27 protein-coding genes and 1 pseudogene are annotated in these 26,817 nt (G+C 65.5%); 11 read left to right on the plus strand and 17 right to left on the minus strand.

The genetic code is table 11. From position 1 onward, the window contains the following. The first annotated feature begins 54 nt into the window (after positions 1 to 54). Entirely contained in the window at positions 55 to 1,116 is a 1,062-nt protein-coding gene (gene tal / locus CXB49_RS22560; protein ID WP_101710438.1) for a transaldolase, read from the plus strand. Positions 1,117 to 1,185: 69 nt separating this feature from the next. On the opposite strand, the gene CXB49_RS22565 is transcribed toward tal, so the two are convergent. Then, complete coding sequence (locus CXB49_RS22565; protein WP_101710439.1) at positions 1,186 to 1,716, minus strand: hemerythrin domain-containing protein; 531 nt, start codon at positions 1,714 to 1,716, stop codon at positions 1,186 to 1,188. Between the two features lie 198 nt (positions 1,717 to 1,914). Here CXB49_RS22565 and CXB49_RS24220 point away from each other — a divergent pair. After that, positions 1,915 to 2,352: pseudogene (locus CXB49_RS24220) on the plus strand (GNAT family N-acetyltransferase); the annotation flags it as partial. Beyond that, positions 2,347 to 2,937: a 1,6-anhydro-N-acetylmuramyl-L-alanine amidase AmpD gene (gene ampD, locus CXB49_RS24225; RefSeq protein ID WP_233493133.1), complete on the plus strand. Its 591-nt coding sequence runs from the start codon at positions 2,347 to 2,349 to the stop codon at positions 2,935 to 2,937. The pseudogene CXB49_RS24220 and the gene ampD, both read left to right, overlap by 6 nt. Before the next feature lie 75 nt (positions 2,938 to 3,012). Here ampD and CXB49_RS22575 read toward each other — a convergent pair whose 3' ends face one another. Genes CXB49_RS22575 through CXB49_RS22590 form a run of 4 tightly spaced genes read right to left on the minus strand, consistent with a single transcriptional unit; the run spans position 3,013 to position 6,057 of the window. Then, positions 3,013 to 3,468 carry a hypothetical protein gene (locus CXB49_RS22575; RefSeq protein ID WP_101710441.1) on the minus strand — a complete coding sequence of 152 codons (456 nt, stop codon included), beginning with the start codon at positions 3,466 to 3,468 and terminating at the stop codon, positions 3,013 to 3,015. Further along, positions 3,465 to 4,787, minus strand: coding sequence for a chorismate-binding protein (locus tag CXB49_RS22580; RefSeq protein ID WP_101710442.1), 1,323 nt, complete (start codon positions 4,785 to 4,787; stop codon positions 3,465 to 3,467). The genes CXB49_RS22575 and CXB49_RS22580 overlap by 4 nt, the downstream gene beginning before the upstream one ends. Then, on the minus strand, positions 4,784 to 5,527 hold the full coding sequence (locus CXB49_RS22585) for a queuosine precursor transporter (protein WP_101710443.1): 744 nt from the start codon (positions 5,525 to 5,527) through the stop codon (positions 4,784 to 4,786). Before CXB49_RS22585 ends, CXB49_RS22580 begins: the two co-directional genes overlap by 4 nt. Beyond that, positions 5,524 to 6,057, minus strand: coding sequence for a helix-turn-helix transcriptional regulator (locus tag CXB49_RS22590; protein ID WP_101710444.1), 534 nt, complete (start codon positions 6,055 to 6,057; stop codon positions 5,524 to 5,526). Before CXB49_RS22590 ends, CXB49_RS22585 begins: the two co-directional genes overlap by 4 nt. Before the next feature lie 512 nt (positions 6,058 to 6,569). Between CXB49_RS22590 and CXB49_RS22595 the strand changes: the two genes are divergently transcribed. Then, positions 6,570 to 7,136, plus strand: a complete 567-nt coding sequence (locus CXB49_RS22595) for a phosphohydrolase (protein ID WP_101710445.1) — start codon at positions 6,570 to 6,572, stop codon at positions 7,134 to 7,136. Positions 7,137 to 7,252: 116 nt separating this feature from the next. Here the strand turns inward: CXB49_RS22595 and kup are convergent, their stop codons facing one another. Then, entirely contained in the window at positions 7,253 to 9,118 is a 1,866-nt protein-coding gene (gene kup, locus CXB49_RS22600; RefSeq protein WP_101710446.1) for a low affinity potassium transporter Kup, read from the minus strand. A 283-nt stretch (positions 9,119 to 9,401) separates the two neighbouring features. Here kup and CXB49_RS22605 point away from each other — a divergent pair, with 283 nt between their 5' ends. The 3 genes from CXB49_RS22605 to CXB49_RS22615 are packed head-to-tail and all read left to right on the plus strand — an operon-like array spanning position 9,402 to position 13,067. Further along, the gene (locus CXB49_RS22605; RefSeq protein WP_101710447.1) at positions 9,402 to 11,108 is read left to right on the plus strand and encodes a proline--tRNA ligase; all 1,707 of its coding nucleotides are present in this window, start codon (positions 9,402 to 9,404) and stop codon (positions 11,106 to 11,108) included. After that, positions 11,108 to 11,746 carry a lytic transglycosylase domain-containing protein gene (locus CXB49_RS22610; RefSeq protein ID WP_101710448.1) on the plus strand — a complete coding sequence of 213 codons (639 nt, stop codon included), beginning with the start codon at positions 11,108 to 11,110 and terminating at the stop codon, positions 11,744 to 11,746. Before CXB49_RS22605 ends, CXB49_RS22610 begins: the two co-directional genes overlap by 1 nt. Positions 11,747 to 11,771: 25 nt before the next feature. Then, positions 11,772 to 13,067 carry an Nramp family divalent metal transporter gene (locus CXB49_RS22615; protein WP_101710449.1) on the plus strand — a complete coding sequence of 432 codons (1,296 nt, stop codon included), beginning with the start codon at positions 11,772 to 11,774 and terminating at the stop codon, positions 13,065 to 13,067. A 357-nt stretch (positions 13,068 to 13,424) separates the two neighbouring features. On the opposite strand, the gene CXB49_RS22620 is transcribed toward CXB49_RS22615, so the two are convergent. After that, a complete protein-coding gene (locus CXB49_RS22620) occupies positions 13,425 to 13,922 on the minus strand; it encodes a MarR family winged helix-turn-helix transcriptional regulator (protein ID WP_101710450.1) in 498 nt (165 codons plus the stop codon). Positions 13,923 to 14,165: 243 nt separating this feature from the next. On the opposite strand from CXB49_RS22620, the gene guaD reads away from it, so the two are divergent. Next, positions 14,166 to 15,479 (plus strand): guanine deaminase, encoded by a 1,314-nt coding sequence (gene guaD / locus CXB49_RS22625; protein WP_101710451.1) that lies wholly within the window; start codon positions 14,166 to 14,168, stop codon positions 15,477 to 15,479. Between the two features lie 117 nt (positions 15,480 to 15,596). On the opposite strand, the gene CXB49_RS22630 is transcribed toward guaD, so the two are convergent. Genes CXB49_RS22630 through CXB49_RS22645 form a run of 4 tightly spaced genes read right to left on the minus strand, consistent with a single transcriptional unit; the run spans position 15,597 to position 17,437 of the window. Further along, a complete protein-coding gene (locus CXB49_RS22630) occupies positions 15,597 to 16,118 on the minus strand; it encodes an RDD family protein (RefSeq protein ID WP_101710452.1) in 522 nt (173 codons plus the stop codon). Beyond that, positions 16,115 to 16,501 (minus strand): DUF3106 domain-containing protein, encoded by a 387-nt coding sequence (locus CXB49_RS22635; RefSeq protein ID WP_101710453.1) that lies wholly within the window; start codon positions 16,499 to 16,501, stop codon positions 16,115 to 16,117. Before CXB49_RS22635 ends, CXB49_RS22630 begins: the two co-directional genes overlap by 4 nt. Then, complete coding sequence (locus tag CXB49_RS23825; RefSeq protein WP_158301011.1) at positions 16,494 to 16,874, minus strand: DUF3619 family protein; 381 nt, start codon at positions 16,872 to 16,874, stop codon at positions 16,494 to 16,496. Before CXB49_RS23825 ends, CXB49_RS22635 begins: the two co-directional genes overlap by 8 nt. Then, a complete protein-coding gene (locus CXB49_RS22645) occupies positions 16,871 to 17,437 on the minus strand; it encodes an RNA polymerase sigma factor (RefSeq protein ID WP_101710455.1) in 567 nt (188 codons plus the stop codon). The genes CXB49_RS23825 and CXB49_RS22645 overlap by 4 nt, the downstream gene beginning before the upstream one ends. A gap of 192 nt (positions 17,438 to 17,629) precedes the next feature. Here CXB49_RS22645 and ilvB point away from each other — a divergent pair, with 192 nt between their 5' ends. From ilvB to ilvC, 3 genes are all read left to right on the plus strand, one after another. Further along, complete coding sequence (gene ilvB / locus CXB49_RS22650; protein WP_101710456.1) at positions 17,630 to 19,396, plus strand: biosynthetic-type acetolactate synthase large subunit; 1,767 nt, start codon at positions 17,630 to 17,632, stop codon at positions 19,394 to 19,396. A gap of 10 nt (positions 19,397 to 19,406) precedes the next feature. Continuing rightward, on the plus strand, positions 19,407 to 19,898 hold the full coding sequence (gene ilvN / locus CXB49_RS22655; RefSeq protein ID WP_101710457.1) for an acetolactate synthase small subunit: 492 nt from the start codon (positions 19,407 to 19,409) through the stop codon (positions 19,896 to 19,898). A gap of 96 nt (positions 19,899 to 19,994) precedes the next feature. Beyond that, on the plus strand, positions 19,995 to 21,011 hold the full coding sequence (gene ilvC / locus CXB49_RS22660; protein ID WP_101710458.1) for a ketol-acid reductoisomerase: 1,017 nt from the start codon (positions 19,995 to 19,997) through the stop codon (positions 21,009 to 21,011). Between the two features lie 65 nt (positions 21,012 to 21,076). On the opposite strand, the gene CXB49_RS22665 is transcribed toward ilvC, so the two are convergent. The 6 genes from CXB49_RS22665 to CXB49_RS22690 all read right to left on the minus strand — a co-directional run bounded on the left by CXB49_RS22665 (position 21,077) and on the right by CXB49_RS22690 (position 26,725). Next, a complete protein-coding gene (locus tag CXB49_RS22665) occupies positions 21,077 to 21,316 on the minus strand; it encodes a hypothetical protein (protein ID WP_101710459.1) in 240 nt (79 codons plus the stop codon). Positions 21,317 to 21,508: 192 nt separating this feature from the next. Beyond that, a complete protein-coding gene (locus CXB49_RS22670) occupies positions 21,509 to 22,750 on the minus strand; it encodes a sugar MFS transporter (RefSeq protein ID WP_101710460.1) in 1,242 nt (413 codons plus the stop codon). A 12-nt stretch (positions 22,751 to 22,762) separates the two neighbouring features. Further along, complete coding sequence (locus tag CXB49_RS22675; protein ID WP_101710461.1) at positions 22,763 to 23,437, minus strand: transaldolase family protein; 675 nt, start codon at positions 23,435 to 23,437, stop codon at positions 22,763 to 22,765. Beyond that, positions 23,434 to 24,303 (minus strand): LuxR C-terminal-related transcriptional regulator, encoded by an 870-nt coding sequence (locus CXB49_RS22680; protein WP_158301012.1) that lies wholly within the window; start codon positions 24,301 to 24,303, stop codon positions 23,434 to 23,436. Before CXB49_RS22680 ends, CXB49_RS22675 begins: the two co-directional genes overlap by 4 nt. A gap of 322 nt (positions 24,304 to 24,625) precedes the next feature. Next, positions 24,626 to 25,468: an archaetidylserine decarboxylase gene (asd, locus tag CXB49_RS22685; protein WP_101710463.1), complete on the minus strand. Its 843-nt coding sequence runs from the start codon at positions 25,466 to 25,468 to the stop codon at positions 24,626 to 24,628. 216 nt (positions 25,469 to 25,684) lie between these two features. Beyond that, positions 25,685 to 26,725 (minus strand): DUF2860 domain-containing protein, encoded by a 1,041-nt coding sequence (locus CXB49_RS22690; protein WP_158301013.1) that lies wholly within the window; start codon positions 26,723 to 26,725, stop codon positions 25,685 to 25,687. Positions 26,726 to 26,817 lie beyond the last annotated feature (92 nt).

The raw sequence follows: 26,817 nt of genomic DNA on the forward strand, positions 1-26,817 counted from the left end.
CCCGCCGCGCTACGATGTCTGTCTTTATCTCAAGCAATTCCCGGACGCATCTCCATGAATCGACTGCAAGCCATCCGCCCGTTCGGCCAGCGCATCTGGCTGGACAACCTGTCCCGCGAACTGATCTCCTCCGGCGAGTTGTCGCGCCTGCTGGCCGATGACGGCATCGCCGGCGTGACGTCCAATCCGGCGATCTTCTACAAGGCGATCAGCTCCGACGCGAGCTACCAGGGCGAGCTGGCCGTGCTGAAGCAGGACGCCTCGCTGTCGGCGGAGGCGCGCTACGAAAAGCTGGTGGTGGCCGACATCCAGGCCGCCTGCGACCTGCTGCTGCCGCAGTACGAGGCCAGCCAGGGCAACGACGGCTACGTCAGTCTGGAAGTGTCGCCTGAGCTGTCGCGCGACGAGGCCGGCACGCTGGCCGCCGGGCGCCGCCTGTGGGCCGAGATCGGCCGCGCCAACGCGATGATCAAGATCCCGGCCACGGCCGAGGGCATCCGCGCCTTCCAGACGCTGACCCGCGAAGGCGTCAACGTCAACATCACGCTGTTGTTCTCGCTGCCCCAGGTCGAGGCGGTGTGGGACGCTTATATCGCCGGCCTGTCCGCGCGACTGGCCGACGGCCAGCCGGTGGCCGGCGTCAAGGCGGTGGCCAGCTTCTTCCTGTCGCGCGTCGACAGCCTGCTGGACCCGCAGGTGGCCGAGCAGCACAAGGGCAAGGTGGCGATCGCCTTGTCCAAGGCCGCCTACGCCCGCTACCAGGAACGCTTCCACGGCGAGGAATTCGCCAAGCTGCGCGCCGCCGGCGCCGCTCCGCAATTCCTGCTGTGGGCGTCCACCGGCACCAAGAACGCCGCCTACCGCGACGTGCTGTACGTGGAGAGCCTGATCGGCGACGAAACCGTCAACACCGTGCCGGACGCGACGATGGCCGCCTTCCGCGACCACGGCGACGCCGCGCTGACGCTGCCGCGGGACATCGCCGAAGCCCGGGCGCTGCTGGCCGAAGTGGCAGCCGCCAGCATCGATCTGGCCGCCGTAGGCGAGCAGCTGCAGCGCGATGGCCTGAAGCTGTTCGAGGACGCCTTCGCCCAGTTGCTGAAGCTGACGGCTTGATGCCGCTTCGCTGAGGAAATACGGAGACGGGTTGTCGGCGCGAGCCGGCAACCCGTTTTGCTTGAAGGATCAGGCCGTCTGCTGGCGGCGCCGCGCCATATTGGCGCCGGCCTGGCGCAGTTCGTCGGCGTTCAGCGCGCTGGCGGCGGTGGGAAACAGCCAGGCCTCCTCGGCGGCGGCGTGTTCGCGGTACTGGCGGGCGAACTCCTGCAGCTCGATGTGGCTGATCTGCCGGATGTGGCCGTCGCGCAAGGACATCAGGTCGTCGCGGATCGCGTTCCAGCAGGAGTGCAGATAGCCGTGCTCGGCCGATAGCTGTTCCAGCCGGGCGATGGCGGTGGGGACGCGCTGTTCTATCAGCGGGAACAGCTCCTCCTCTTCGTCGGTATGATGGGCCGGTCCGGCGAGGTCGAAGTAGCGCACCACGTCGTCTATCGTGTTGCGCGCCGCCTCGTCTACGCCGTGCTGCTCGATATACGGCGGCAGTTTGTCCAGCTGGTCGCAGAAGCGGCGTATCTTGTCGTGGCAGGCCAACAGCATTTCCAGCGGCTGTTCGAAGCTGGGGGCGGTGGCGCCGCCCAGGGTGTCGAGCGTGAGCATGAGTGGTCTCCTGCATGGGGTTCGGCATGATTGTGCCGCACTGTCCAAACCGTGGACATGACGCGCCTCAAGTGCAGGCGGTTCGCCGCAGCGGCGGCCGCGCGCTGGCGCAAGTTCTTGATTGATACCGCTTTGCGCGATGGAACACAAGCCGGATTTGTACGCGTTGGCCCGGCTTTTCGATGACGGGGGGGCGTAATGGATTTGCCTTTTGAAGTGAAGGACTTGGACCTGGGCGACGCGGCGCTGGCGCAGCGGGCCTTGCAGCTGCAGCTGGACGCGCACCGGCTGGAGGTGGAGTGGCTGGACTATCCGGAACTGCCGGTATTGTGGCCAGACCTGGCGGCGTTGCATTCTTGCCGCGACCGCATCCTGGCGGTTTTCGACGGCGATGGCCTGCGCGGCCTGCTGGTGACCTCGCGTCGGCTGGACGGCGGCATGCACATCGAGCGCACGGTGGTGGATCCGGCCCATCTGGGCGAGGGCTGGGGCTATCGCCTGCTGAACCACGCGCTGCGGGGGGAAAGCAGCGTCAGCGTCGACACCGCCGAAGTCAACAGCGCGGCGATTTCGCTGTATCACAAGGTCGGCTTCGTGCTGGCCCAGCGCTGGAACACCATCGATGGCCTGATGCTGTGGCGGCTGGAATACCGGCCGGCGACGCCGCCGGAGCTGGCGCTGGGCGACGACGGCTGGGTCCAGGGGGCGCGGCAGCTGCCGTCGCCTAACTGCGACGAGCGCGGGCCGGGCTGCGAGCCGGAACTGCTGGTGATACACAATATCAGCCTGCCGCCTTATCGCTACGGCGGCCCAGGCGTCGAGCAGCTGTTCACCAACCGGCTCGATCCGGCCGAGCATCCGTATTACCAGGGCATCCATCAGCTGCGGGTGTCGGCGCACTTCTTCGTCCGCCGCGACGGCCTGCTGCTGCAGTTCGTGCCGGTCGGGCTGCGCGCCTGGCATGCCGGCGTTTCCAGCTGGCGCGGCCGCGAGAAGTGCAACGACTTCTCCATCGGCGTCGAGCTGGAAGGCTGCGACTTCGAACCGTTCAGCGAGGCGCAGTATCTGACGCTGGCGGCGCTGGCGCGGGCCCTGCGCAGCGGGCTGCCGTCGCTGACGGCGATGACCGGCCACGAGCACATCGCGCCGGGGCGCAAGACCGATCCCGGTCCCTGTTTCGACTGGCCGCGCGCGCGCGCCGACATCGGCCTGGCGGGCTGAGCTGCCATCCGAGGGCGTTTTCCGCGCCCCGGATTCGGCAGAAAACGGCCGCCGCCGCAAAAAGACGGAAGCCTGTTACCTCAGCTTCAGATAGGGCCGGGGATGGCTGTGGAAGGTCAGCCCGGCGTCCGGCAGGCTGAAAGTGGCGTACAGAAAGCCGATGTAGAAGGCCAGCTCGTCGCTGAGCCGCTGGATCACGTCGAGATTGCTGAGCAGGTCCTTGTACGGAATGCCGACCCGCTCGGTGTCGTCGCTGACGAAGCCGACGCTGCGCTCGAACACGATGTCTTTCAGCCGGAAGTCGCCGTCTATGGCGACGTCGCGGAAATCATATTGCGCCTGCAGCGCCGGCCGGCCGCGCGCCACCTTGCCGGCGACGACGCCGGCCAGCAGGATTTCGTCGCGCGGCAGCCCTTCCAGGCTGGAGAGCCGCACTACCTTGTCCAGCGGCACGCGGTAGATCTTGGCGGTGTTGACCAGCCGCACCATGATGGCTTCGGGCGTGATGTCGTCTATCGTCAGCGTGGTCATAGCGCCTCCAGGATCAGTTTGGCCTTGGCATCCAGTTCGTCTTGCTCCTGTTCGGGGCTGGAGTGGCGGGTCACGGTGCTGCCGACGCGGGTGAACGCCGAGCCGCCGCGCAGCAGCGCGCTGCGGATCACGGTGCCGAGATTGGTTTCGCCGGCGGTGACATAGCCGAAGGCGCCGCCGTACCAATGGCGCTTCTCGTGGCCGGCCAGCAGCCGGATGGCCGCCGCCGCCGGGGTGCCGACGATGGTGGCCGGCCACAGATGGTCGCAGATGGCGTCGGCCTCGTCGAGGCCGGGCTTCAGCGTCGCGACGACGTGGGCCGAGGTATGGAACACATTGGGAAACTGTTCGATCTCGCGCTCGGCCAGCAGGCGGATGTCGTCGCCGCAGCCGCGCTTGGCCGCCATGTCGGCGCGCACGCATTCCTCCAGCTCGAAACGGTCCTTGTCCGACGCCAGCAGCCTGGCGATTTGCCGGCTGTCCTCGTCGGCGTCGCGGCCGCGGGCCGCCGTGCCGCAGATCGGGCTGGTTTCCAGCCGGCCGTCGCGCAAGCGCAAAAACATCGCCGGGGAGGCGCCGGCCAGCTGGAAGCCGCCGCCGTCGAAGAACAGCTGGTAAGGCGCGCGGCTGCGGTCCAGCAGTTTCCGGTGCAGGCCCCAGCCGTCGCAGGCGGCCGGGCGGCGGATGGCGAAGCTGGGATTCAGCGAGCGCAGCGCGCCGGCGTCTATCTGCCGCCGCGCCAGCCGGTACATGTCGGCGTACGGCGCGCCGCCGCCGGCGGCGAAGGCGTCCAGGTCCAGCCAGCGCTCCAGCCGGAGCGGTTCGTCGCCGGCGTCGCGGGCGTCCGGCGCCATCCAGTAGCCGTGCTCGACCCCGTCCACCCGCAGCCGTTGCGGCAGGTGGAACACGCCCAGCAGCTCGTCGCCGTCCGCGTCGGTGGCATGGGCCAGCTCATAGGTGAAGAAGCCGTACAGGCCGAAGCGGTCGTCGGCGTCGAACAGCTTCGGCAGCGCCAGCAGGCGGGCCAGCTTCTCGCGCGGGCCGGCGGCGTCGGACAGGTCGAGCCGCCAGGCGGCGCCATCGTCGGCGCGCAGCGGCAAGCGCTCCGCCATCGCGGCCGCCATCGCCCGTCCATTGTCGCCGCGCGGCAGCAGGATCAGGCTGTCGGCGCGGAACAGCACGGTCAGCGCCGCCTGGTCGACTTGCCGCGACTGCAGGACATATTTGGCGGTATGGTCGTAATTGCAGCTGAGCGCGAAGACCGGCGGCGTGCCGGGGCGCGCCGCATCGTGGCCGGGGTGCAGGCGTATCGCGTTCATACTTGCAGGTAGCGGGAGGAGAACTTGACGGTCTTGCCGGCCGGCGCCTCCTCGCTCCAGGCGCGATAGCGGTACAGCAGCTGCACGATGTACTGCGAAATCCAGGACAGGATCACCGTCGACGAGAATTTGAACACCAGGCTGAAGGCGAAGATCTTGACGATGGTGGCGAACGGAAACACGCCGTAGAAGGCGATCATGAAGCAGATGGCGGTGTAAACCACCTCGCCGATCACCGACGAGAAGATGTCGCGGATGAAATAGAAGCGGCTGGACCACAGATTCTTCAGATACAGCAGGAAGCGGGTGTTGAACTGGCTGCCTATCAGGCAGCCCAGCGCGAACGAGATCGAGCCGCGGACGATGTGTTCGCTGATCAGCACATAGCTGGTGTTCAGCGCCTGGCAGCGATCGCGCTCGGCCAGGGCCATCGCGGCGCAGTCGCGCTCGGACTGGCTGAGCGCGGTGAACGCCAGCGCGAACAGGATTTCGGCCAGGCAGGTGGCGAACAGGATCTGGTTGGAGCGGTTCTTGCCGTAGACTTCGGCGATCGGATTCAGCAGCATCAGGATGATGGGCATCGTGAAGGTGCCCAGGCTGGCCTCGGTGCCGAATATCTGCACCACCTTGTACGAGGTCAGATTGGAGACGATGGCCGCCGCCAGGATCATGAAGGACAGGATGACGATGGGGTCCAGCGTGTCCAGGGTCTTGCGGGCGAGCAGGGACAGGATTTTCATGTGTTCTTCCTGAAGGTGATGCCGATGATTTTGCCGATGGCGGCGCCGCCATCGGCGAAGGAGAGATGGTCGCTGTGGCGGTATACCAGTTGGGCGGCGTCGTCGGCCCCGGACTGGATCAGCAGCACGGCGCGGGCCGGAAACAGCGCCGGTCGGAACAGCGCCTGGTCCACGGCGACGACATCGGCCGCCGCCGGGTGGTCCAGCCGCACGTATTCGTCCCAGACCGGCTGGCCGGCCGGCGGCAGCCGGTCCAGTTGCTCGAGCCGGGTCAGCACCGGCGCCATGCGGACGTCGGCGCTGCGTTCCCGGCCGAACGGGTCCAGACCCAGCGCGTGGCTGATGGCGTGGGCGTTGCTGAGCGTCAGCTCCCTTTCCTCGAACAGGCCGCGGTGCAGCGTCGATTGCTTGATGCCGGTCAGCCGCGCCAGTTCGCTGATGGTCAGCTTGCGGTCGCGTATCCTGCGGATGGCGCTCGATTTGAATTCGTTCAGGAAGCTGCTGTGTTGCGGTTCATCATTGGCGTGCATCTGCGTTTTCCTTGCCTGGAGTCTGGAACGGCGAATGGCGGACGAGCGGCGGCATCACAGGCCGCCTTGCCGCGATCGGACGCTGTATGCGCGGGGTACTGGAAACAATGGCGCGCTCCATGCTAGATTCATGCTTTATGAATTTGGTAATAAAAAGTACTAATCAATTCAATTTTAGCGGCGACTGATCGCGAGTATATCGAGCAGTCTGGAGAATCATGCCGCGCCGCATCGGCCATCGCCGGCGCCATTGAAATTCTGCGCCGGTTTGCTATGCCATGATGATCAATCATCGCGCGATGTAAATACCGGACACATTATTTTTGACGTGAAATTCTATTCCAATAAAATATTCTTATACAAGTTTTTAGCTTAAATAGGATTTGGCCGAAATGGACAAGGTGTCCGCCGGCCCAGGATCGCCAGATGGTTCCCGGCGGGGACGGTCCGGTCGAGTTTCATGCGGTCATGACGGACGCGCCCGCCAAAGGCGGGGCGTCCAGGAGCGAGGAATGAGAGACGCATTCATTCAGACAGTATCCGGGCGCTACCTCAATGTGCTGGATCCGCAGCCGGACGATATCGATATCGCCGACATCGCCCATCATCTGGCGCACATCTGCCGTTTCGGCGGCGCCTGCCGCCAGTTCTACAGCGAGGCGGAACACGCGATACGAATGGCGGAGATTCTGCCGCAGCCACTGCAGCTGGCCGGTTTGCTGTACGGCGCCGCCAAGGCCTACTCCGGCGCGGTGGTGCGGGCGGACTCGTTCGAATGCTCCCCGCTGCAGCACAGGCTGACGGCGGCGGTGGAGGAGCGCTTCGGACTGGCCTTGTCGGGCGATGACCGGGCGACGCTGGCGATGGCCGATACCCGGCTGCTGGCGACCGAGCGGCGCGACCTGATGCCGCCGGACAATATCGAATGGCCGATCCTGGCCGGCGTGCAGCCGTTGCAGGAGCGCATCTGGCCGATGACCATCTCCCAGGTGCTGGCGCGTTTCTGCACCCAGTACGAGCAATACCTGGGTTGGGCGCCGAGTTCGCATATCCGCCTGCGCAAGGAGGCTTGCCGCTGACAGCCTGTTCATACGGCTGTCTTCCGGCTGGCGGGTAAGGGGGGGCATGAGCCGGCGCCGGGCCATGAAAAAGGCGCGCCGGAACGGCGCGCCTTTTTTCGTCGGGCGAGGAGGGGCTACAGCTCGACCTGGGCGCCCAGCTCCACCACGCGGTTGGCCGGCACCTGGAAGAAGTCGGTGGCGCGCAGCGCGTTCTTGCTCATCCAGACGAAGATCTTTTCGCGCCAGCGCGCCATGCCCGGATGGTCGGTGGAGATGATGGTCTCGCGCGACAGGAAGAAGGACGTGTCCATCAGTTCCATGTCGAAGCCATCCTCGCGGCACATCTCCATCACCTGCAGCACATTGGGCTCCTCCTTGAAACCGTAGCGCGCCACCACCCGCCAGAACGACGCCGACATCTGCACCACGTCCAGCCTGTCCTCCTCGGCGACGTAGGGCACGTCTTCGGTGCGCACCGTCATCAGCACGACGCGCTCGTGCAGCACCTTGTTGTGCTTCAGATTGTGCAATAGCGCGTGCGGCACGCCGTGCAGCGTGCTGGTCAGGAAGACCGCGGTGCCCTGGACCCGCGCCGGCGGATAGGCTTCCAGATTCTGGATGAAGTCGTCCAGCGGCAGCGCCTGATCGCGCAGGCGGCGGAACAGGATCTCGCGGCCCTGTTTCCAGGTGCTCATCAGCGTGAAGATGATCATGCCCAGCACCAGCGGCAGCCAGCCGCCGTCGGCCACCTTGTGGACGTTGGCGGCGAAGAAGGCGCTGTCTATCACGCCGAACAGCACGGTGATGGCCAGCGCCAGCGGCAGCGGCCAGCGCCAGTTGACGCGGGCGACGACGAAGAACAGCAGCGTGGTGATCAGCATGGTGCCGGTGACGGCGATGCCGTAGGCGGCGGCCAGGCTGGACGAGCTCTTGAAGGTCAGCACCACCACCAGCACCGCGACCAGCAGCGCCCAATTGATGAAGGGCATGTAGATCTGGCCGATCTCCTTGTCCGAGGTGTGGCGCACCTCCAGCCGCGGGCAGTAGCCGAGCAGGATGGCCTGGCGCGTCAGCGAGTAGGCGCCGGAAATCACCGCCTGCGACGCGATGACGGTGGCCAGCGTCGCCAGCACGATCATCGGCAGCAGCGCCCAGTCCGGCGCCAGCAGGAAGAAGGGGTTCTTGATCGCGGCCGGATTGCTCATCAGCAGCGCGCCCTGGCCGAAGTAATTCAGTCCCAGGCCGGGCAGCACCAGGCTGAACCAGGCGCGGCGGATCGGCGTCTTGCCGAAGTGGCCCATGTCGGCGTACAGCGCCTCGGCGCCGGTCAGCGCCAGCACCACCGAGCCCAGCGTCAGGAAGGCGTGGAAGCCGTTCTGCTGGATGAAGGTGACGGCGTGCCATGGATTCAGCGCCTGCAGCACCGCCGGCTGCTGGACGATCTGGTGCAGGCCGAGGATGCCGAGGATGGCGAACCAGATCATCATCACCGGACCGAACATCAGGCCGACCCTGGCGGTGCCGTGGCGTTGCAGCAGGAACAGGCCGACCAGTACGCCGACTGCCATCGGCAACACATAGGCCTCCATGCCGGAGGAGAGGACTTCCATGCCCTCGGCGGCGGACAACACCGACACGGCCGGGGTGATGATGGCGTCGCCGTAGAACAGCGCGGCGCCGAACAGGCCCAGCAGCACGATCTTCCAGCGCGCGGCGTGGGTGGTGTAGTGCCGCGCCAGCGCCATCAGCGCCATGATGCCGCCTTCGCCGCGGTTGTCGGCGCGCAGCACGAAGGCGACGTACTTGATCGATACCACGAAAATCAGCGACCAGAAAATCAGCGACAGAATACCGAAGATATTGTCAGGCGTGGTGGGGAGGTTCTGGCTGACGAAGCACTCGCGCAAGGTGTACAGCGGGCTGGTGCCGATATCGCCGTAGACCACGCCGAGGGCGGCCAGGGTCAGGCCCGCCATCGCCTGTTTGTTGTGATCCTGCATAAGTTTCCATTACGGTTGTGCGCCGCCGCGGCATGCGTGGCAGCGGGGGATCCGGAAGCCTCGATGGCTGCCGCCGTATCATCATTGTCGATGACGGCGGGCAAATAAAAAAGCCATAAAGTCCCCGGCAGGGCGCAGGTTACTCCAGAGTACCCGGCCCGCCAAGCACAGGCCGACGCGCTGTTGTCATGGTTGTTGTACTGCAACAACTGGGCTGTGCTTGGCCGCCGACGGCTGTCGACGCTACAATCGAAGCCGTTTAGCCGAATTCCAAGGACGCATCATGCGCGCATCGCAGTTTTTCATTTCCACCCAGAAAGAAGCCCCCGCCGACGCGGACATTGTCAGCCAGAAGCTGATGCTGCGCGCCGGCTTCATCCGCAAGCAGGCCGCCGGCATCTATTCCTGGATGCCGATGGGCCTGCGCGTGGTGCGCAAGGTGGAAACCATCATCCGCGAGGAAATGAACCGCGCCGGCGGCATCGAAGTGAGCCTGCCGGTGGTGCAGCCGGCCGAGCTGTGGCAGGAAACCGGCCGCTGGGACAAGATGGGCGCCGAGCTGTTGCGCTTCAAGGACAGACACGAGCGCGACTTCGCGCTGCAGCCGACCGCCGAGGAGGTGATCACCGACATCGCCCGCCGCGAGCTGCGCAGCTACCGCGCGCTGCCGAAGAACTTCTATCAGATCCAGACCAAGTTCCGCGACGAGCGCCGTCCGCGTTTCGGCGTGATGCGCGGTCGCGAGTTCACGATGAAGGACGCCTACTCCTTCGACCGCAGCGCCGAAGACGCCGGCAAGAGCTACGACAATATGTACGCCGCCTACCGCCGCATCTTCGACCGCCTGGGCCTGAGCTACCGCGCGGTGGCGGCCGACACCGGCGCCATCGGCGGCGACCGTTCGCACGAATTCCAGGTGATCGCCGACACCGGCGAGGACGCCATCGTCTACTGTCCGGATTCGGAATACGCCGCCAATATCGAACTGGCCGAGGCCGTGGCGCCGGCCGGCGAGCGCGCCGCCGCCGCGGCCGCCTTGAGCAAGGTCCACACGCCCAAGGTCAAGACCATCGCCGAGCTGGTCGACTTCCTGAAGGTCGACGTCAAGGCGACCGTCAAGGCGGTGGTGGTCGAAGGCGAAGAGGACGAGGCCGTGCTGATGCTGGTGCGCGGCGACCATGAGCTGAACGAGGTGAAGGCGCAGAAGATCGCCGGCATCAAGAATCCGCTGAGCTTCGCCAGCCCGGCCGCCATCCGCGCCGCCTTCGGCGCCAATCCCGGTTCGCTGGGCCCGGTGGGCTTCAAGGGCCGCGTGATCGCCGATCGCACCGTCGCCAAGATGGCCGACTTCGTCATCGGCGCCAACGACGACGATCAGCACTACACCGGCGCCAACTTCGGCCGCGATTGCGCCGAGCCGGAGGTATTCGACATCCGCAACGTGGTCGAGGGCGACGCGTCGCCGGACGGCAAGGGCGCGCTGGCGATCCAGCGCGGCATCGAGGTCGGCCACGTGTTCTATCTCGGCACCAAGTACTCGGTGGCGATGAACGCCACCTTCCTCGACGAAGACGGCAAGCCGAAGCCGTTCGAGATGGGCTGCTACGGCATCGGCGTCACCCGCATCCTCGGCGCCGCCATCGAGCAGAACTACGACGACAAGGGCATGATCTGGCCCGCCGCCATCGCGCCGTTCGCGGTGGTGGTGTGCCCGGTGGGCTACGACCGCTCCGAGGCGGTGAAGGACGCCGCCGACAAGCTGCACGCCGATCTGCTGGCCAGCGGCGTCGACGTGCTGCTCGACGACCGCGGCGAGCGTCCGGGCGCGATGTTCGCCGACTGGGAGCTGATCGGCGCGCCGCACCGCGTCACCATCGGCGACCGCGGCCTGAAGGAAGGCAAGGTCGAGTACCAGCACCGCCGCGACAGCGAAGCCACCGCCGTCGCCGCCGATGCTATTCTGGAGCATGTCCTCTCCAAGCTGGCCTGATGAAGACTAGCCTCCTCCTCCCGCTGTCGTTGTGCTGGGTGCTGGCGCCTGCGCCGGCATGGGCCGGCGCGCAGAAGGAGGAGGCGCTGTCGGCCAATGTCGCCACGGCGATGAGCCGTTCGATCTCCGACGTCAACGCGCCCAGGCTGGTGTTCGACGACGCGCGCGTCGGCCAGGCCTGGCTCGCCGAGATGTCGTCGCGGCTGCAGAAGCGCATTCCCGACCCGTGGGTGCGCGAGCGCCTGCTGACCGCGATCCAGTACGAAGCCGTCCGCGCCGGGCTCGATCCGCAGCTGGTGCTGGGCCTGATCCAGGTGGAGAGCGGCTTCAACAAATACGCCGTCTCCGGCGCCGGCGCGCGCGGCCTGATGCAGGTGATGCCGTTCTGGCCGCGCCATATCGGCACGGCGCAACACAATCTGTTCGATCTTTCCACCAATCTGCGCTACGGCTGCACCATCTTGCGCTACTACCTCGATATCGAGCGCGGCAATCTGTTCCGCGCGCTGGGCCGCTACAACGGCAGCCTGGGGCGCTCCGAATATCCCGATCTGGTCATGGGCGCCTGGCATCGCCGCTGGGCATGGACCCCGCCAGCGCTGAGAGTGGCCGGCGACGCGCCGTTGCGCGCGCGCTGAGCCGGTCCCGTCCGACGGCGCCCCGATGCTGCCCACCACCGCCACAGCCCCGTTTTGTCCGGCCGAGGTCAACGGCAGCATACGGATAGACGCCGGGGCCTCTTTCGGCAGCCGGTTGCGCCGCTTCGCCGGACCGGGCCTCTTGGTGGCGGTCGGCTATATGGACCCCGGCAACTGGGCCACCGACATCGAGGCCGGCTCGCGCTTCGGTTATCAGCTGTTGTGGGTGGTGATGCTGTCGGGACTGGCCGCGATGCTGCTGCAGATGTTGGCGGCGCGGTTGGGACTGGTCACCGGCCTGGACCTGGCGCAGGCCAGCGCCCGTCGCTACGGCCGCGCCGGCCGGCTGCTTCACTGGCTCAGCGCCGAGGTGTCCATCGTCGCCTGCGACGTGGCCGAGGTGCTGGGCTGCGCCTTGGCCTTCAAGCTGCTGTTCGGCGTGCCGCTGGCCTGGGGCGTGGGCTTGACCGCTTTCGACACTCTGATCGTGCTGGGGCTGAAGGGGCGCGGTTTTCGCCAGCTGGAAGCCATCGTGCTGGGGCTGGTCGCCACCATCGCGTTATGCTTCCTGGCGCAACTGGCGTTGCTGGACACCCGTTGGTCGGCGGTGGCGGCGGGCCTGGCGCCGACCCTGCCGACGCCGGGCATGGACAAGGCCGTCTTGCTGGCGCTCGGCATCGTCGGCGCCACCATCATGCCGCACAATCTGTATCTGCATTCATCCGTGGTGCAGACGCGGCGCGTCGACGGGGATGACGGCGTCGGACAGGCGCTGTTCTTGTGCCGCATCGACACCATCGCCTCGCTGCTGCTGGCGATGCTGGTCAACGGCGCCATTCTGGTGCTGGCCGGCAGCGCCTTTCACGCCGCCGGGCATACCGCGGTGGCCGACATCGCCGAGGCCCACCAGCTGATTCGGCCGCTGGCCGGTTCGATGGCGGCGCTGCTGTTCGGCATCGCGCTGCTGGCGGCCGGGCAGAGCGCGACGCTGACCGGCACCGTGGCCGGCCAGGTGATCATGGATGGTTTTCTCGGCATACGCATTCCGTGCTATCAGCGACGGCTGATCACGCGCGCGCTGGCCTTGTTGCCGGCGCTGGCCGGCATCGTCTGGCAGGGGGAGTCGGCGGTCGGGCCGATGCTGGTGTGGAGCCAGGTGGTGCTGGGCCTGCAACTGCCGCTGGCGATGTGGCCGCTGCTGAGGCTCAGCGGCGACGCGGCGCTGATGGGCGAGCATGCGCCGCCGCGCTGGATGCTGGCCGGCGGCTGGGGCCTGTTTGGCCTGGTATTGGCCGCCAATCTGGCGCTGCTGCTGGGATGAGCAGCCGGCAAAACGCCCGATGCGGCGTTGCGCCTCCTTGCCGTGCGATGGGCACTGTCCACGTCGGCGCGCCTTGCCTCGGACGTTTTGCCGATTGCTCGAAGAGTCTGGGGGAGGAGGCCGATGCGGCGTTGCGCCTCCTTGCCGTGCGATGGGCACTGTCCGCGTCGGCGCGCCTTGCCTCGGGCGTTTTGCCGATTGCTCGAAGAGTCTGGGGGAGGAGGCCGATGCGGCGTTGCGCCTCCTTGCCGTGCGATGGGCACTGTCCGCGTCGGCACGTCTTGCCTCGGACGTTTTGCCTTCTTAGTTGTGCGATGGGCAAGACAAAGGCCGCCCTCGGGCGGCCTGTCTGCCGGATCAGTCTTCCTGCGACTGCAGCATCTTTTTCAGCAGCCGCGCCAGCGTGCGGCGCTCGTCCACGTCCAGCATGTCCATCAGCTCCGCCTCGGCGGCCAGATGGTGGCCGGCGGCGTCTTCTATCACCTGGAAACCCTTGGCCGTCAGCGTGACGATGACGCCGCGGCGGTCGTCGGGGTCGGGAGAGCGGCTGACCAGCCCGGCTTCTTCCAGCCGATTGATGCGGTTGGTCAGCGCGCCGGACGAGATCAGCACCATGCCCTGCAGCTGATTCGGCGACAACTGGAACGGCTCGCCGCCGCGGCGCAGCGCCGCCAACACGTCGAATTCGCCGACGTTCAGACTGTGGCGGGCCAGGTCCTGCAGTACCCGGCGGGTGATGAAGTATTCCATCCGCACGATGCGGCCGATGACTTCGGTGGCGGAGGTGTCGAGGTCGGGACGGACCTCGTTCCACAGGGCGACGATACGGTCGATCTGGTCTGGTGCTTGCTGCATGCTGCTGGTTCCTGATCCAAAAAGATAAACGCGGCAAACTCGGTCGGGCGCAAGAGTATCACGACTTCAAAATATACTATCTTCATTTAAAGACAACTGCTAACTGGTCGAATGGCCGCGTCCGGTTTCGCCGCCGGAAGCGGGCGCGCTTGCCGCTGAAACGGAACGAGGGTATATTTACACGTAAAGATTCTTTATGTGAAGATAAATGCCGGAGAGCGAGTTCCGGCGCGGGAGAGGAATTTGAAGACTGCGGTACGCGGCGATGTGCTGACTTTCCGGGGCAATCCGTTCCGGGACGCCGAGCGGGATTGCCTGGCTTTCCAGCGCGACGCGCTGGTGGTGATGGAGAACGGCCGCATCGCGGCGTGCGGGCCGGCGGCCGAGCTGCTGCCGTCGCTGCCGGAGGGCGCGCGCGTCGAGCATTATGCCGACCATCTGATCGTGCCCGGCTTCATCGACTGCCACGTCCACTACCCGCAGACCGAGATGATGGCGGCCTTCGGCGAACAACTACTGGACTGGCTGAACCATTACACCTTCGTCACCGAGCAAGGCTTCGCCGACGCGGACCATGCCCGCGAGGTGGCGCGGGTCTTCCTCGGCGAGCAGCTGCGCAACGGCGTTACCACCGGCTGCGTGTTCGGCACTGTTCACGGCGTCTCGGTCGACGCGCTGTTCGAGGAGGCGTCGCGGCATAATCTGCGCGTCCTGGCCGGCAAGGTGTGCATGGACCGCCACGCGCCGGAGGCCTTGCTGGACACGCCGCTGGTCGGCTACGAGGCGTCGCGCGCGCTGATCGAGCGCTGGCACGGCAAGGGTCGCGCCGAATACGTGATCACGCCGCGTTTCGCGCCGACCTCAAGCCATGGCCAGCTTGAGATGCTGGGCGCGCTGGCGGCCGAATTTCCCGACGTCGCCATCCAGTCCCACATCTCGGAGAACCTGGACGAGATCGCCTGGGTCAGGCAACTGTTCCCCGGCTGCCGCGACTACGCCGCCGTCTATCAGCGCTACGGCCTGCTGCGTCCGCGCGCGATCTACGGTCATGGCGTCCATCTGAGCGACGAGGAGCTGGCCGTCTTCCACGACAGCGGCGCGTCGCTGGCGCATTGCCCGACGTCCAACTTCTTCCTCGGTTCCGGCAGTCTGGACCTGCGCCGCTGCGTGGCCGGCGACAAGCCGGTCGCGCTCGGCCTCGGCACCGATCTCGGCGCCGGCACCAGTTTCTCGATGCTGCAGACGATGAACGCCGCCTATATGGCGTCGCAGACCCACGGGCGGCCGTTGACGGCGGCCCAGGCCTTCTATCTGGCCACCCGCGGCGGCGCCGAGGCGCTGGGCATCGCCGACAAGGTCGGCAGCGTGGAGGCCGGCATGGAGGCCGACCTGGCGGTGCTGGACCTGCGTTCGACGCCGCTGCTGGATTTCCGCATGCGCCATGTCCGCGACCTGTCCGAGGCGCTGTTCGTGCAGATGATGCTCGGCGACGATCGCGCGATCGCCGCCACCTATGCCGCCGGCGCGGCGGTGTACCGGCGCGGGGAGCGCGCTTGAATCAGGGCTGTGGGTAAGTTTTGAAATAGACGGCGGCTGTGGATAAGATCGCGGCCGCGCGTTTTCACCGGCATCTGGCCGCGCGGAGAGGGCGGTCCGGCCGCCGTCGCCGCCGCTTTATTTGCCGCCGCGCGGCGGTTTGGGCAGCAGCACCAGCCGGGTGCCGGCCAGCCGGTCGTGCAGGTGGCGGCGGTCCTTGTCGTAATAGCGGGCCAGGAAGGGCAGCAGCCACCAGACCAGCGCCAGCCATTTGACGGCCGGATGATCGCCGTAGCTGCGCTGCCAGCCGAGATAGGACACCACCGGCAGGCCGACGAACAGCATCGCCGCGACGGCGAAGCGCATCAGCGCCTGCTGCCAGTTCAACAGCTGGCCGTCGGCGGTCACCAGGCGGATGTGCCAGGTCTTCATCGCCGCGGTCTGTCCGCTGCGGGTCCAGCAATAGCCGAAATAGGCGAACAGCACGCCGGCGGCGGTCAGCTGGATCAGCGTGTGCAGCAGCGCCGAGTCCTGGCCCAGCGCCAGTTGCAGCGGCGTGATCGCGGCGCTGGTGATCAGCAGCATCGCGACGATCAGCAGCGATTCGTAGAACAGGCTGGCCAGGCAGCGGGCCAGGCTTGGGGAGGCGGTTTCTGTCATTGGGCGTTCGAGGCCTCGGGTGTCTGCGCGCGCAGGCGCCGCATCACTTGTTCGCGCTGAGCGGGCGGCAGCTGCTGCAGTTTCTGCCAGTTGGCGCGGATTTCGCGCCGCTGCTGCTGGCTCAGCTCGGACCAGGTCTTCAGCTTGCGCTGCACCCGCTGGCGCTGTTCCGCCGGCAGGCCGGAGAGCCGCGGCACGATGGCCAGCAGGTTCTGTTTCTTGTCCGGCGCGTAGCGATTCCATTCCGGCGCCAGCGGCGCCAACACCTGTTGCTGCTCGACGCCGAGCTGGTCCCAGCGCGGGTCGGACGGCGGCGCGGCGAGGACGGCCGGCGCCGGCAGGGCGGCCAGGCACAGCAGGGCGGCCGGCAGCATCCTATTCATGCAGGCTCCGGCTGAAATGCGGCTCCAGCAGCGAGTCCAGCGGCAGGTCCTGCGACAGCACCGCGGCGTCTATCGATTCGGATTCGGCCAGCAGCCCCTCGGCCAGCATCAGGCCGACGGCGGTCAGCGCGGCGAAGCCCAGCGCCGCGCTGCCGCGCTTCAGCAGCACGATATGGCGCTGCGCCCACAGGGCCAGCTTCTCGTGCAGGCCGATGGGCTCGGCGGCGCGCATCTCGAAGCGCTCCATCGCGCGTCGGCGGGCGGCTTGCAGCCGCGCGGCCTGGCTCGGGGTCGGGTGGGAATGGGGATTGTCCAGAATGCGGGCGATATGGGTCGGCAAATGGTCGCCCTGGCTATCATTGGCGTGTTTCACAGCAGTACTCCCTTTTGCGCAAGAATGGCCGCCAGGGTGTGGTTGGCGCGCGAGCAGTGCGTTTTCACGCTGCCCTCCGAGCAGCCCATCACCAGGGCGGTTTCGGCAACGTCCAGACCCTCCCAGTAACGCAGCAGAAAGGCCTCGCGTTGACGGGCCGGCAGCAGCTGCAGCGACGCGTCTATCATCTCGGCCACTTCCTTGCGCTGGTACCATTTTTCCGGATTGGTGTGCGCCTCGTCGGCGGCGACGTCCAGCGTCTCCAGCGGATCCGGGCTGTCGTCCTCGGCGTGGGTGGGAATCAGCGACGACAACAGCGTGCTGACGAAGCTGCGCACCTTGCTGCGCCGGTAATGGTCGCGGATGGTGTTCTGCAGGATGCGCTGGAAGATCAGCGGCAGCTCTTCGGCCGGCGCGTGGGCGTAGCGATCGGCCAGCTTCATCATCGAGTCCTGGACGATATCCAGCGCGTTGTCTTCGTGCCGCACCGCGTACAGCGCCTGTTTGAAGGCGCGCTTTTCCACCGACTCGAGGAAGTCGGCCATTTCCTTGCGGCTTGCCATCTGTGCGTTTCGGGTTGATGCCAACCAACGATGGTATCAGAGCAGGATTCGCTAGGCTAGTCCGATTTTTTGCCTGAAATAACCGTGGCTTAGCGGTTTTTTGCACCTGCACAAAAGCACTTGACCATGCTTTGAGCAATACGATAAGGTCTTTGAGCAAACGGGATGAAATCAACATGAAATAGAGGCGATATGCAGATATCGGGCGCCGAAATAGCAGTCCGCTGCCTGCAGGAAGAGGGAGTCGAGTTCGTCTTCGGCTATCCGGGCGGCGCGGTACTGGAAATCTACGATGCCATCTTCCGGCAAGACAAGTTCAAACATGTGCTGGTCAGACACGAGCAGGCCGCGGTGCACGCCGCCGACGCCTACTCGCGCTCCAGCGACAAGGTGGGGGTGGCGCTGGTCACCTCGGGCCCGGGCGCGACCAATGCCGTCACCGGCATCGCCACCGCCTATATGGACTCGATCCCGCTGGTGGTGATCTCCGGCCAGGTGCCGTCCCCGGCCATCGGCCTGGACGCGTTCCAGGAAGTCGACATGGTCGGCATCACCCGTCCCTGTGTGAAGCACAACTTCCTGGTCAAGGACGTGGGCGAGATCGCCGCGACCATCAAGAAGGCGTTCTACATCGCCAAGAGCGGCCGTCCCGGCCCGGTGGTGGTGGACATCCCGAAGGACGTGACCCAGGCGCGCGCCGAGTTCCACTATCCGGACAGCGTGCACATCCGCTCTTACGTGCCGGCCACCCGCGGGCACAGCGGACAGATCAAGAAGGCAGTGAACCTGCTGCTTGAGGCCAAGCGTCCCTTCATCTATGTCGGCGGCGGAGCGGTGCAGGGCGGCGCCGAGGCCGAGGTGACCGAACTGGTGCGCTCCCTAAATCTGCCGTGTACCAACACGCTGATGGGCCTGGGCGCCTATCCGGGTTCGGACCGGCAGTTCCTGGGCATGCTGGGCATGCACGGCACCTACGAAGCCAATATGGCGATGCAGTACTGTGATGTGCTGATCGCCGTCGGCGCGCGTTTCGACGACCGCGTGATCAGCGTGCCGTCGCATTTCCTGGCCCAGCCGAAGAAGATCATCCACATCGACGTCGATCCGTCATCGATCTCCAAGCGCGTCAAGGCCGACATACCGATCGTCGGCGACGTCAAGCTGGTGCTGCGCGAGATGCTGGACATCGTCAAGCAGTCCGGCCAGAAGCCGGACGGCTCGGCGCTGAACCAGTGGTGGCGGCAGATAGAGGAATGGCGCGGCCACGACTGTCTGCTGTACACGCCGTCCGACGAGCTGATCAAGCCGCAGATGGTGGTGCAGAAGCTGTACGAGATCACCGGCGGCCAGGCCATCATCACGTCCGACGTCGGCCAGCACCAGATGTGGGCGGCGCAGTACTACCGCTTCGACCGGCCCAAGCAGTGGCTGAATTCCGGCGGTCTCGGCACGATGGGCTTCGGCCTGCCGGCGGCCATCGGCGCGCAACTGGCCAACCCGGACGCGCAGGTGGCCTGCATCACCGGCGAGGGCTCGATCCAGATGAACATCCAGGAGCTGTCCACCGCCAAGCAGTACCACACGCCGGTCAAGGTGGTGGCGTTGAACAACCGCTATCTGGGCATGGTGCGCCAGTGGCAGGAGTTCTTCTACGGCACCCGCTATTCCGAGTCCTATATGGACGCGCTGCCGGACTTCGTCAAGATCGCCGAGGCCTACGGCCACATCGGCTTCAAGGTGGAGAATCCGGCCGACGTCGAGCCGGTGCTGCGCGAGGCCTTCAGCGACAAGCTGAAGGAGCGCCTGGTGTTCCTGGACTTCCGTACCGACCAGTCCGAGAACGTGTTCCCGATGATCCAGAACGGCAAGGGCCTGGATCAGATGGACCTGCCGGCGCATATGCGCGCCGTCCAGCAGGTGCCTTTCGAGAACAACCGTGACTACGGCAATATGTGCTAAGGCGGCCGGCATGCGACACATCTTATCCATACTTCTGGAAAACGAGGCGGGCGCGCTGTCGCGCGTCGTCGGGCTTTTTTCGGCCCGCGCCTACAACATCGATTCGCTGACAGTGTCCACCACCGAGGACCCGACGCTGTCGCGGATGACCATCGTCACCCACGGTTCCGACGAAGTCATCGAGCAGATCACCAAGCAGCTCAACAAGCTGATCGAGGTGGTCAAGGTGATAGACCTCAACGAATCCGAGCACATCGAACGCGAGATGATGCTGATCAAGGTCCGCGCCGTAGGCAAGGACCGCGAGGAGATGAAGCGGATGGCCGACATCTTCCGCGGACGCATCATCGACGTGACGGAAAAGACTTACACCATCGAGCTGACTGGTACGAGCGACAAGCTCGGCGCCTTTATCGAGGCGGTGGACCGCGCAGTGATCCTGGAAACGGTCCGTACCGGCGCATCCGGCATAGGTCGAGGCGAACGGGTTCTGAAAATCTGATCGGGGCCTGGGAGCCTGTTTTAAGGTCTTTTCCCGGAAAAAGGCTTTGAACAGGCTCTATGAGCCCCCTGGCAAACCAATACCAAGGACAAAGCAATGAAAGTTTATTACGACAAAGACGCCGATCTCTCCATCATCAAGGGCAAGAAAGTGGCCATCATCGGCTACGGCTCGCAAGGCCATGCGCACGCGCAGAACCTGAAGGAGTCCGGCGTCGACGTCATTGTCGGCCTGCGCAAGGACGGCGCGTCGTGGAAGAAGGCCGAGACGGCCGGCCACAAGGTCAAGGAAGTGGCCGAGGCGGTGAAGAAGGCCGACGTGGTGATGATCCTGCTGCCGGACGAGTCGCAGCCGGACGTCTACCACAAGGACATCGCCCCCAATCTGAAGAAGGGCGCCGCGCTGGCCTTCGCCCACGGCTTCAACATCCATTACAACCAGATCGTGCCGCCGGCCGACGTCGACGTGATCATGGTGGCGCCCAAGGGCCCGGGCCACACCGTGCGCTCCGAATACCTGAAGGGCGGCGGCGTGCCGACGCTGATCGCCGTCTACCAGGACAAGTCCGGCAAGGCGCGCGACGTCGCGCTGTCCTACGCCGCGGCCAACGGCGGCACCAAGGGCGGCGTGATCGAGACCAATTTCCGCGAGGAGACCGAGACCGATCTGTTCGGCGAGCAGGCCGTGCTGTGCGGCGGCGCCGTCGAGCTGGTCAAGGCGGGCTTCGAGACGCTGGTGGAAGCCGGCTACGCGCCGGAAATGGCCTATTTCGAGTGCCTGCACGAGTTGAAGCTGATCGTCGACCTGATGTACGAGGGCGGCATCGCCAACATGAACTACTCGATCTCCAACAACGCCGAGTACGGCGAGTATGTGACCGGCCCGGAAGTGGTGACCTCGGCCACCAAGGAGGCGATGAAGAAGGCGCTGTACCGCATCCAGAGTGGCGAGTACGCCAAGATGTTCATCCTGGAGGGGAAGACCAACTACCCGTCGATGACGGCCCGCCGCCGCCTGACCGCCGCCCACCCGATCGAGAAGGTCGGCGCCGAGCTGCGCGCGATGATGCCGTGGATCGCCAAGAACAAGCTGGTGGACCAGTCGAAGAACTGATAGACGGGCCATCCGCCGTCAATGACGAAGCCGGGCGAAAGCCCGGCTTTTTTATCGTCCCGGCTTCAGATGCCGTGGCTGGCGCGCCTGCCCGTCGTCTTCAGCTCCTGCAGATTGAGCAGCTGATGTTTCAGACCCAATTCCACCAGCGACAGCAGATACTCCTTGGTGAAGATCAGCGAGCCCTCCCATTCCGAGCCCGGCTCGCCGACCATCAGCGGGCTGGTCACCAGCACCGGGTCGCCGCTGATCACGTCCAGCGCGTAGTTGTCGTCTGAGATTTCCCTGACAAGGTGGTGGTGCATAGATTCGGCTCCGCGAGATTGGGCTAGCAGTGATGGTCTTTATCTGCATCAAAACAACTGCTTAGGCGCGCCGGATCAGCCGGCTGCTGGAAACAGCCGCTACGTTAGCGCATTCGCGGGTCGGGAATAAGTACAGAAATCTGCAGTGAATTTCGCGGCGGGAAAAGACGGCGGCCAAAATGGCCGCCGGCATCAATATTCCAGCGCCTTGCGCGCCGGGGCGGGCGACGGTTTCCGGTCCAGCCGCATGCCGTAGGCGAAAATCACGACGAAGCTCAGCAGCGGCAGCGCATAGGCGGTCGCGGTGCCGTAATGGTCGGCGACCAGGCCCATCGCATACGGGAACACCGCGCCGCCGCTGACCGACATCGCCAGCAGCGAGCTCGCCATCTTGGTCTGTCCGTACAGGCCCTTGATGGCCAGCGAGAAGATGGTGGGGAACATGATGGACATGAAGAAGAAGATCAGCATCAGCGCCGCGATGGCGGCGTCGCCGCGGGCCAGCACCACGACCAGCGACAGCGCGATATTGGCCAGCGCGCAGACCGCCAGCAGACGGCTGGGCGCCAGATAGCGGATGACGAAGGTGCCGACGAAGCGGCCGACCATGAACAGCATCATCGCCATCGACAGCAGCCAGGCGGCCGATTGCGAGGACAGGCCGGCCCGGCTTTCGGTGGCGTAGTTGATGAAGAAGGCGCCGACGCCGACCTGGGCCGCGACATAGAGGAACTGTGCCAGCACGCCGGCCGAGAAGCGGCGCTGGCCGAGCAGCGCGCGCCAGGTGCCGCGCGGCCGCTCGTCCGACGACGACTCCGCCTCCGGCATCGGGGTTCTGGCGATCAGCGCGGCCAGCAGCGCCACGAAGGCGGCGATCCAGACATAGACCTGCATCACCAGGCCATGGCCGCCCTGGGGGCCGGTCTGGGCGCCGAGGCCGAAGAAGAAGGCGCCGCCGATCAGCGGGCCTATCACCGTGCCCAGGCCGCAGAAGGCCTGGGCCAGATTGAGGCGCCGTTCGGCGCCGTCCTCGTCGCCGAGCAGCGAGATATACGGATTCGCCGTGGTTTCCAGGCAGCCGGAGCCGCAGGCCAGGATGAACAGCGCCAGCACGAAAAAGGGGAAGCTGCCGGCGGACAGCGACGGAATGAACAGCAGCGACCCGGTCGCGAACAGCGCCAGCCCGGCGATCAGGCCCGCCTTGTAGCCGTACCGCTCATTGAAGGCCGCGGCTGGTATCGCGATGACGAAATAGGCCAGGAAATAGGCGATCTGCAGCAGGCCGGAGCCGGCCTTGCTGATGTGCATGGCTTCCTGGAAATGCTTGTTGAGCACGTCCAAGAGGCCGTAGGACAGGCCCCAGAGGAAAAAGGTGCAGCTGACGAGGACGATGGTTTGCGCGAGGACGCGGCGGGTGGCGGGGGCGCTGATCATGGCGTGGCGGGCTTAAACGTCGAACAGGTGGGAGGAGGTGGCCAGCGGATTGCCGGCCCAGGCGGCGTCGAATTGCGCCAGGCTGCCGTCGATGTCGGTGCTGGACGCGAACAGGCGGCGGTAGACCTCGGTCGGCAGCGTGATCGCGGCGATGCCGAGACGCGCGCAGCCGATGAACTGATCGACCGACTTGATCGCGGCGCCGAGTATCGCTGTCGGGTAGCCGGCGCTGTCCAGGATGTGCTGGGCCTGCTCCAGCATCGCGAAGGCGTTGCCGGTCGACTGCTCGATCCGGTTGACGTAGGGCGCCGCGTAGCGCGCGCCGACCATGCCGGCCATGACGACTTGCCGGGTCTCGAAAATGGCGGTGGCCAGCGTCGCGACGCCTTCTTTCTCCAGCGTCGCCATCGCCTGGAAGCCGTCGCCTATCGCCGGAATCTTGATCACGATGCGCGGGCTTTTGCGGGCGATGCGGCGCGCCTGCTTCAATTGGCCGGCCAAGTCGTCGGCGCAGACCTGGACGGCCAGCTGGCCGGACTGGATGTCCAGCAGCCGGTCCAGTATGCCCTCGACGTCCTCGTTCGCCGCGCCGAGGATCGCGGGATTGGTGGTCACGCCGGCGAGTATGCCCAGGTCCTGGGCGTGTTTGACGGCCTGAAAATCAATGGTATCCAGCCAGAGCTTCATGTCGTATCACCATGTTTGATTGAGAAGGGGTAGAGGTTTTTCGCGCTGAGCTTGCCCATGACGAAGCCGAGCTGGCACAGCGAGCGGCAGTTCAGCCTGTCCTTGATGTTCTTGATGTGCTTGTTGACCGCGTCGCTGGAAATGCCCAGCTGCATCGACGCCTCCGCGCAGGAGGCGCCCTTGACCAGCTCCCGCATCAGCTCCAGTTCCTTGGTGGTCAGGTAGGCGTTGCCGAACTCCTCCCCGACATAGATGCGGGAGACGTCGCGACGGTCCAGCAGGCTGTGGAAATCGGCGGCCAGCATCGCGTGATTCAGTTCGCTGCCGCGGATCTGGCTGTTGGCCTGGGCGAAATCCGGCAGCACGATCCGGCTTTTCGAGGCGTCGTGGATGACGTCCTGCAGCTTGTATTTGAACAGCGACATGAATTTGTGCAGGAAATACATTTTTCCCATCAGGTATTCATTGTCGACGCTGTTGTCGTTGATGGCGCCGAAGTGATAGAAGTCGCAATGCTTGTCATGGCGTTCTATCAGCGTGACGCCGTTGTCGATGCCGAACTGGGCGGCGGCGGAATAGATGGGTTCGCGGTTCAGCCAGTTCCAGAAGACATGGCCGTCGGAAAAGCTGCTGGGCGCGTTCTCGAATATCGCCAGCTTGTACATCTCCTTGCGCCAGTAGTGCGTGATCCAGTCTATGGCGTTGGTCAGCACCACGCGCGAGCCGTCCTGGTAATGCCGGTCGAAGGTGAAATAATTGATTTTCAGGCTGCGCAACGGCCGGGTGAACTCGATGATCGCATCGGTGGCGGTGAACGATGGATTGGTCGCATAGAAAATATCGGACTGAAAATTGATGGCTTCCACTGACTTGACACCTCTTGCCGGCGGCTCGGGTTCGCGCGCGTTTTTCATGCCGGAGCGCTCGTCGCGCGGCCGCTTGGGGCCGCGCGGCGGGGGCGGGGCGTTGGGTGAAGACCGTGGACGCCCGACGTGTTCCGGATGGTTCGGGGCGTTATCGTATCATCTGGGCATTATGATTGGCATAATTTTATGATTTTGTAATAACAAGTAATTTATTGTGTCGAACGATCTGTCGACGGCGGGGGCGAAGCGGGACGGAAAATAAAAAAACGACGCCGGGAGGCGTCGTTTCGGTCTGGCGGCGTCCGGGCCGCGTCGACGGCGCTCAGTCCGCCATCGTCTCGCCCAGCCGCACCGGGCTGGCGGGGCCCCACTGCGGATTGAAGCGCAGCGGGCCGGCCGGAAACAGCAGCACCACGGTGGAGCCGAGCAGGAAGCGGCCCATTTCCTCGCCGCCGGCCAGGCGGATGTCCTGGCCGCGGTAATCCCACCGTTGCACGGCGGGCCGGCGCGGCGGGTTGACCACGCCGTGCCAGACGGTGGCCATGCTGCCGACGATGGTGGCGCCGACCAGCACCATGACGAAGGGTTGGCCGTCGTCGTCCTCGAACAGGCAGACCACCCGCTCGTTGCGGGCGAACAGCCGGTCCACGCCGCGGGCGGTGGCCGGATTCACCGAGTACAAATCCCCCGGGACGTAGGTCATTTCCAGCAGGCGGCCGGCGCACGGCATATGGATGCGGTGGTAGTCGCGCGGGCTGAGGTAGATGGTGGCGAAGTGGCCGTCGGCGAAGCGGGCGGCCAGCCCGGCGTCGCCGGCCAGCAGCGCGGTCGCGCTGTAGTCGCGGCCCTTGGCCTGGAAGATGCGGCCGCCGTCTATCGCGCCCAGCTGGCTGACGGCGCCGTCGACCGGGCAGACCAGGCGGGCGTCGGCCAGCGGCCGCGCGCCCGGTTTCAGCGCGCGGGTGAAGAAATCGTTGAAGGTGGCGTAGGCCGCCGGATCGCTGTTCGCCGCCTCGCCCATGTCGACCTGATAGCGGTCGATGAAGCGGCGGATCGCGGCGGCGGTGATGCCGCCGCCCTTCCAGCCGGCGAAGCAGCCTGCCAGTCGGGTCAGCGCCAGTTTGGGCAGAATATGTTGAGACAGCACGAACAGGCGCTCGGACACGGGCATTTCCTGATGATGAGTTTAACCGCCCATTATATCGCAGCTAAGCGCGGCTAGCCCGCCAACTGCCGATGACGCGGCGCTTCCGCGCCGGTCATGCCGATTTCCCCTAATGGCCGAGCGCTCGACAGGAAGCGCCACAGCCATCTGGCGCTGCGCTGAATGGCGGACCACCAGCGGGCGCCTTTGCGATGATGGCCGCGCGTTTCGACTGGATCAAAGATGGTAGCCCAGGCCGATGGACACCTCTCGGATATGCGCGTTGAAATAAGCAAGGTCCGAGCTGGAGCGCCCATAGTTGCCGCTGAGAAAGGCGGACCAGGCCTTGGCGCCGAACAGGTTTTTCCGGGTCAGGCCCAGGCTGAGCAAAGCGTCGCGGCTATCCGCTTTCTGGCCGGCGAAGACCGGATTGCCGGCTTGATAGCGGGTGCGAAGCGCGGCGAGGGAGGTCGTGGCGTCCCAGTTCGCGCCTTGGTAGGCGTAAGCCAATTGCATCCCGTAGCGTCGGGTGCTCATCGCCTTGCCGTCCAGATCTGCGCGCGCGTATATCAGGCCGGGGGTCAGCGTATGCGCGCCCTGGCTGTCCAACTTCCAGGCATAAGCGGCTTGGACGCCGTAGTTGTCGCCATTGCGCCGCAGCAGGGCTTGATTGGCCAGCGTCAAGCCTTGTGCCTGCCCGCTTTGCTCATTGTCCAGCTTTTGCCTGGCGTAGCTGAAGCTGGCGCTGAACGGCGTATTCAGGATGTTCGACCAGCCCAGCGCCAGACCCGCGCTTTTCAGCTTGCCGTCTTGGCGGGCGACATTCAAAGCATAGGGGTCCAGCCAGACTTCGCTCTGGCCATAAGTCAGCGCCGCCGACACCGCACCGGCTTGCGGCAGTTGCTGGCGCACGCCCAGCTGCAGGCCGCCTCCCGCAGCGAAGGTGCTGGTATTGGAAGGCGAGATGAAGAGCCGGGTGCCGGTGCCGGCGAAGCCATAGCTCCATTCGCCTTCGATCAGGGGGGCTGTGCCGGATTGCGAGGCCGGCGATTGCGTCAGGCTGGCGGCGCTGGGGCGGCCGTCGTTTGGCGCCTTGAGGAAATTGCTGGCCAGTTGATAGTGGCTGACGCCTAGCTGGAAGGTCCCGGAGAAACCGTCTTGTTCCTTCTCTGCGGCGACTGCCAGCAAAGGTGCGAGCAGTATCAATACGGCATGATGTTTCATCGGATATTCCTTTGGATGGAGTGAAAAGAGCGGGTCGCCGGGCGGGCAATTCATCTTGGCGTTGGATCGCCAAGCCGATTGTCTGTCTTGAGCGCGCGACCATATACTCCATGGCCAGCGCAAGAGAGGGCATCCCGTTCGCATGG

It is taken from the genome of Chromobacterium sp. ATCC 53434, from assembly GCF_002848345.1.
Classification (GTDB): Bacteria; Pseudomonadota; Gammaproteobacteria; order Burkholderiales; family Chromobacteriaceae; genus Chromobacterium.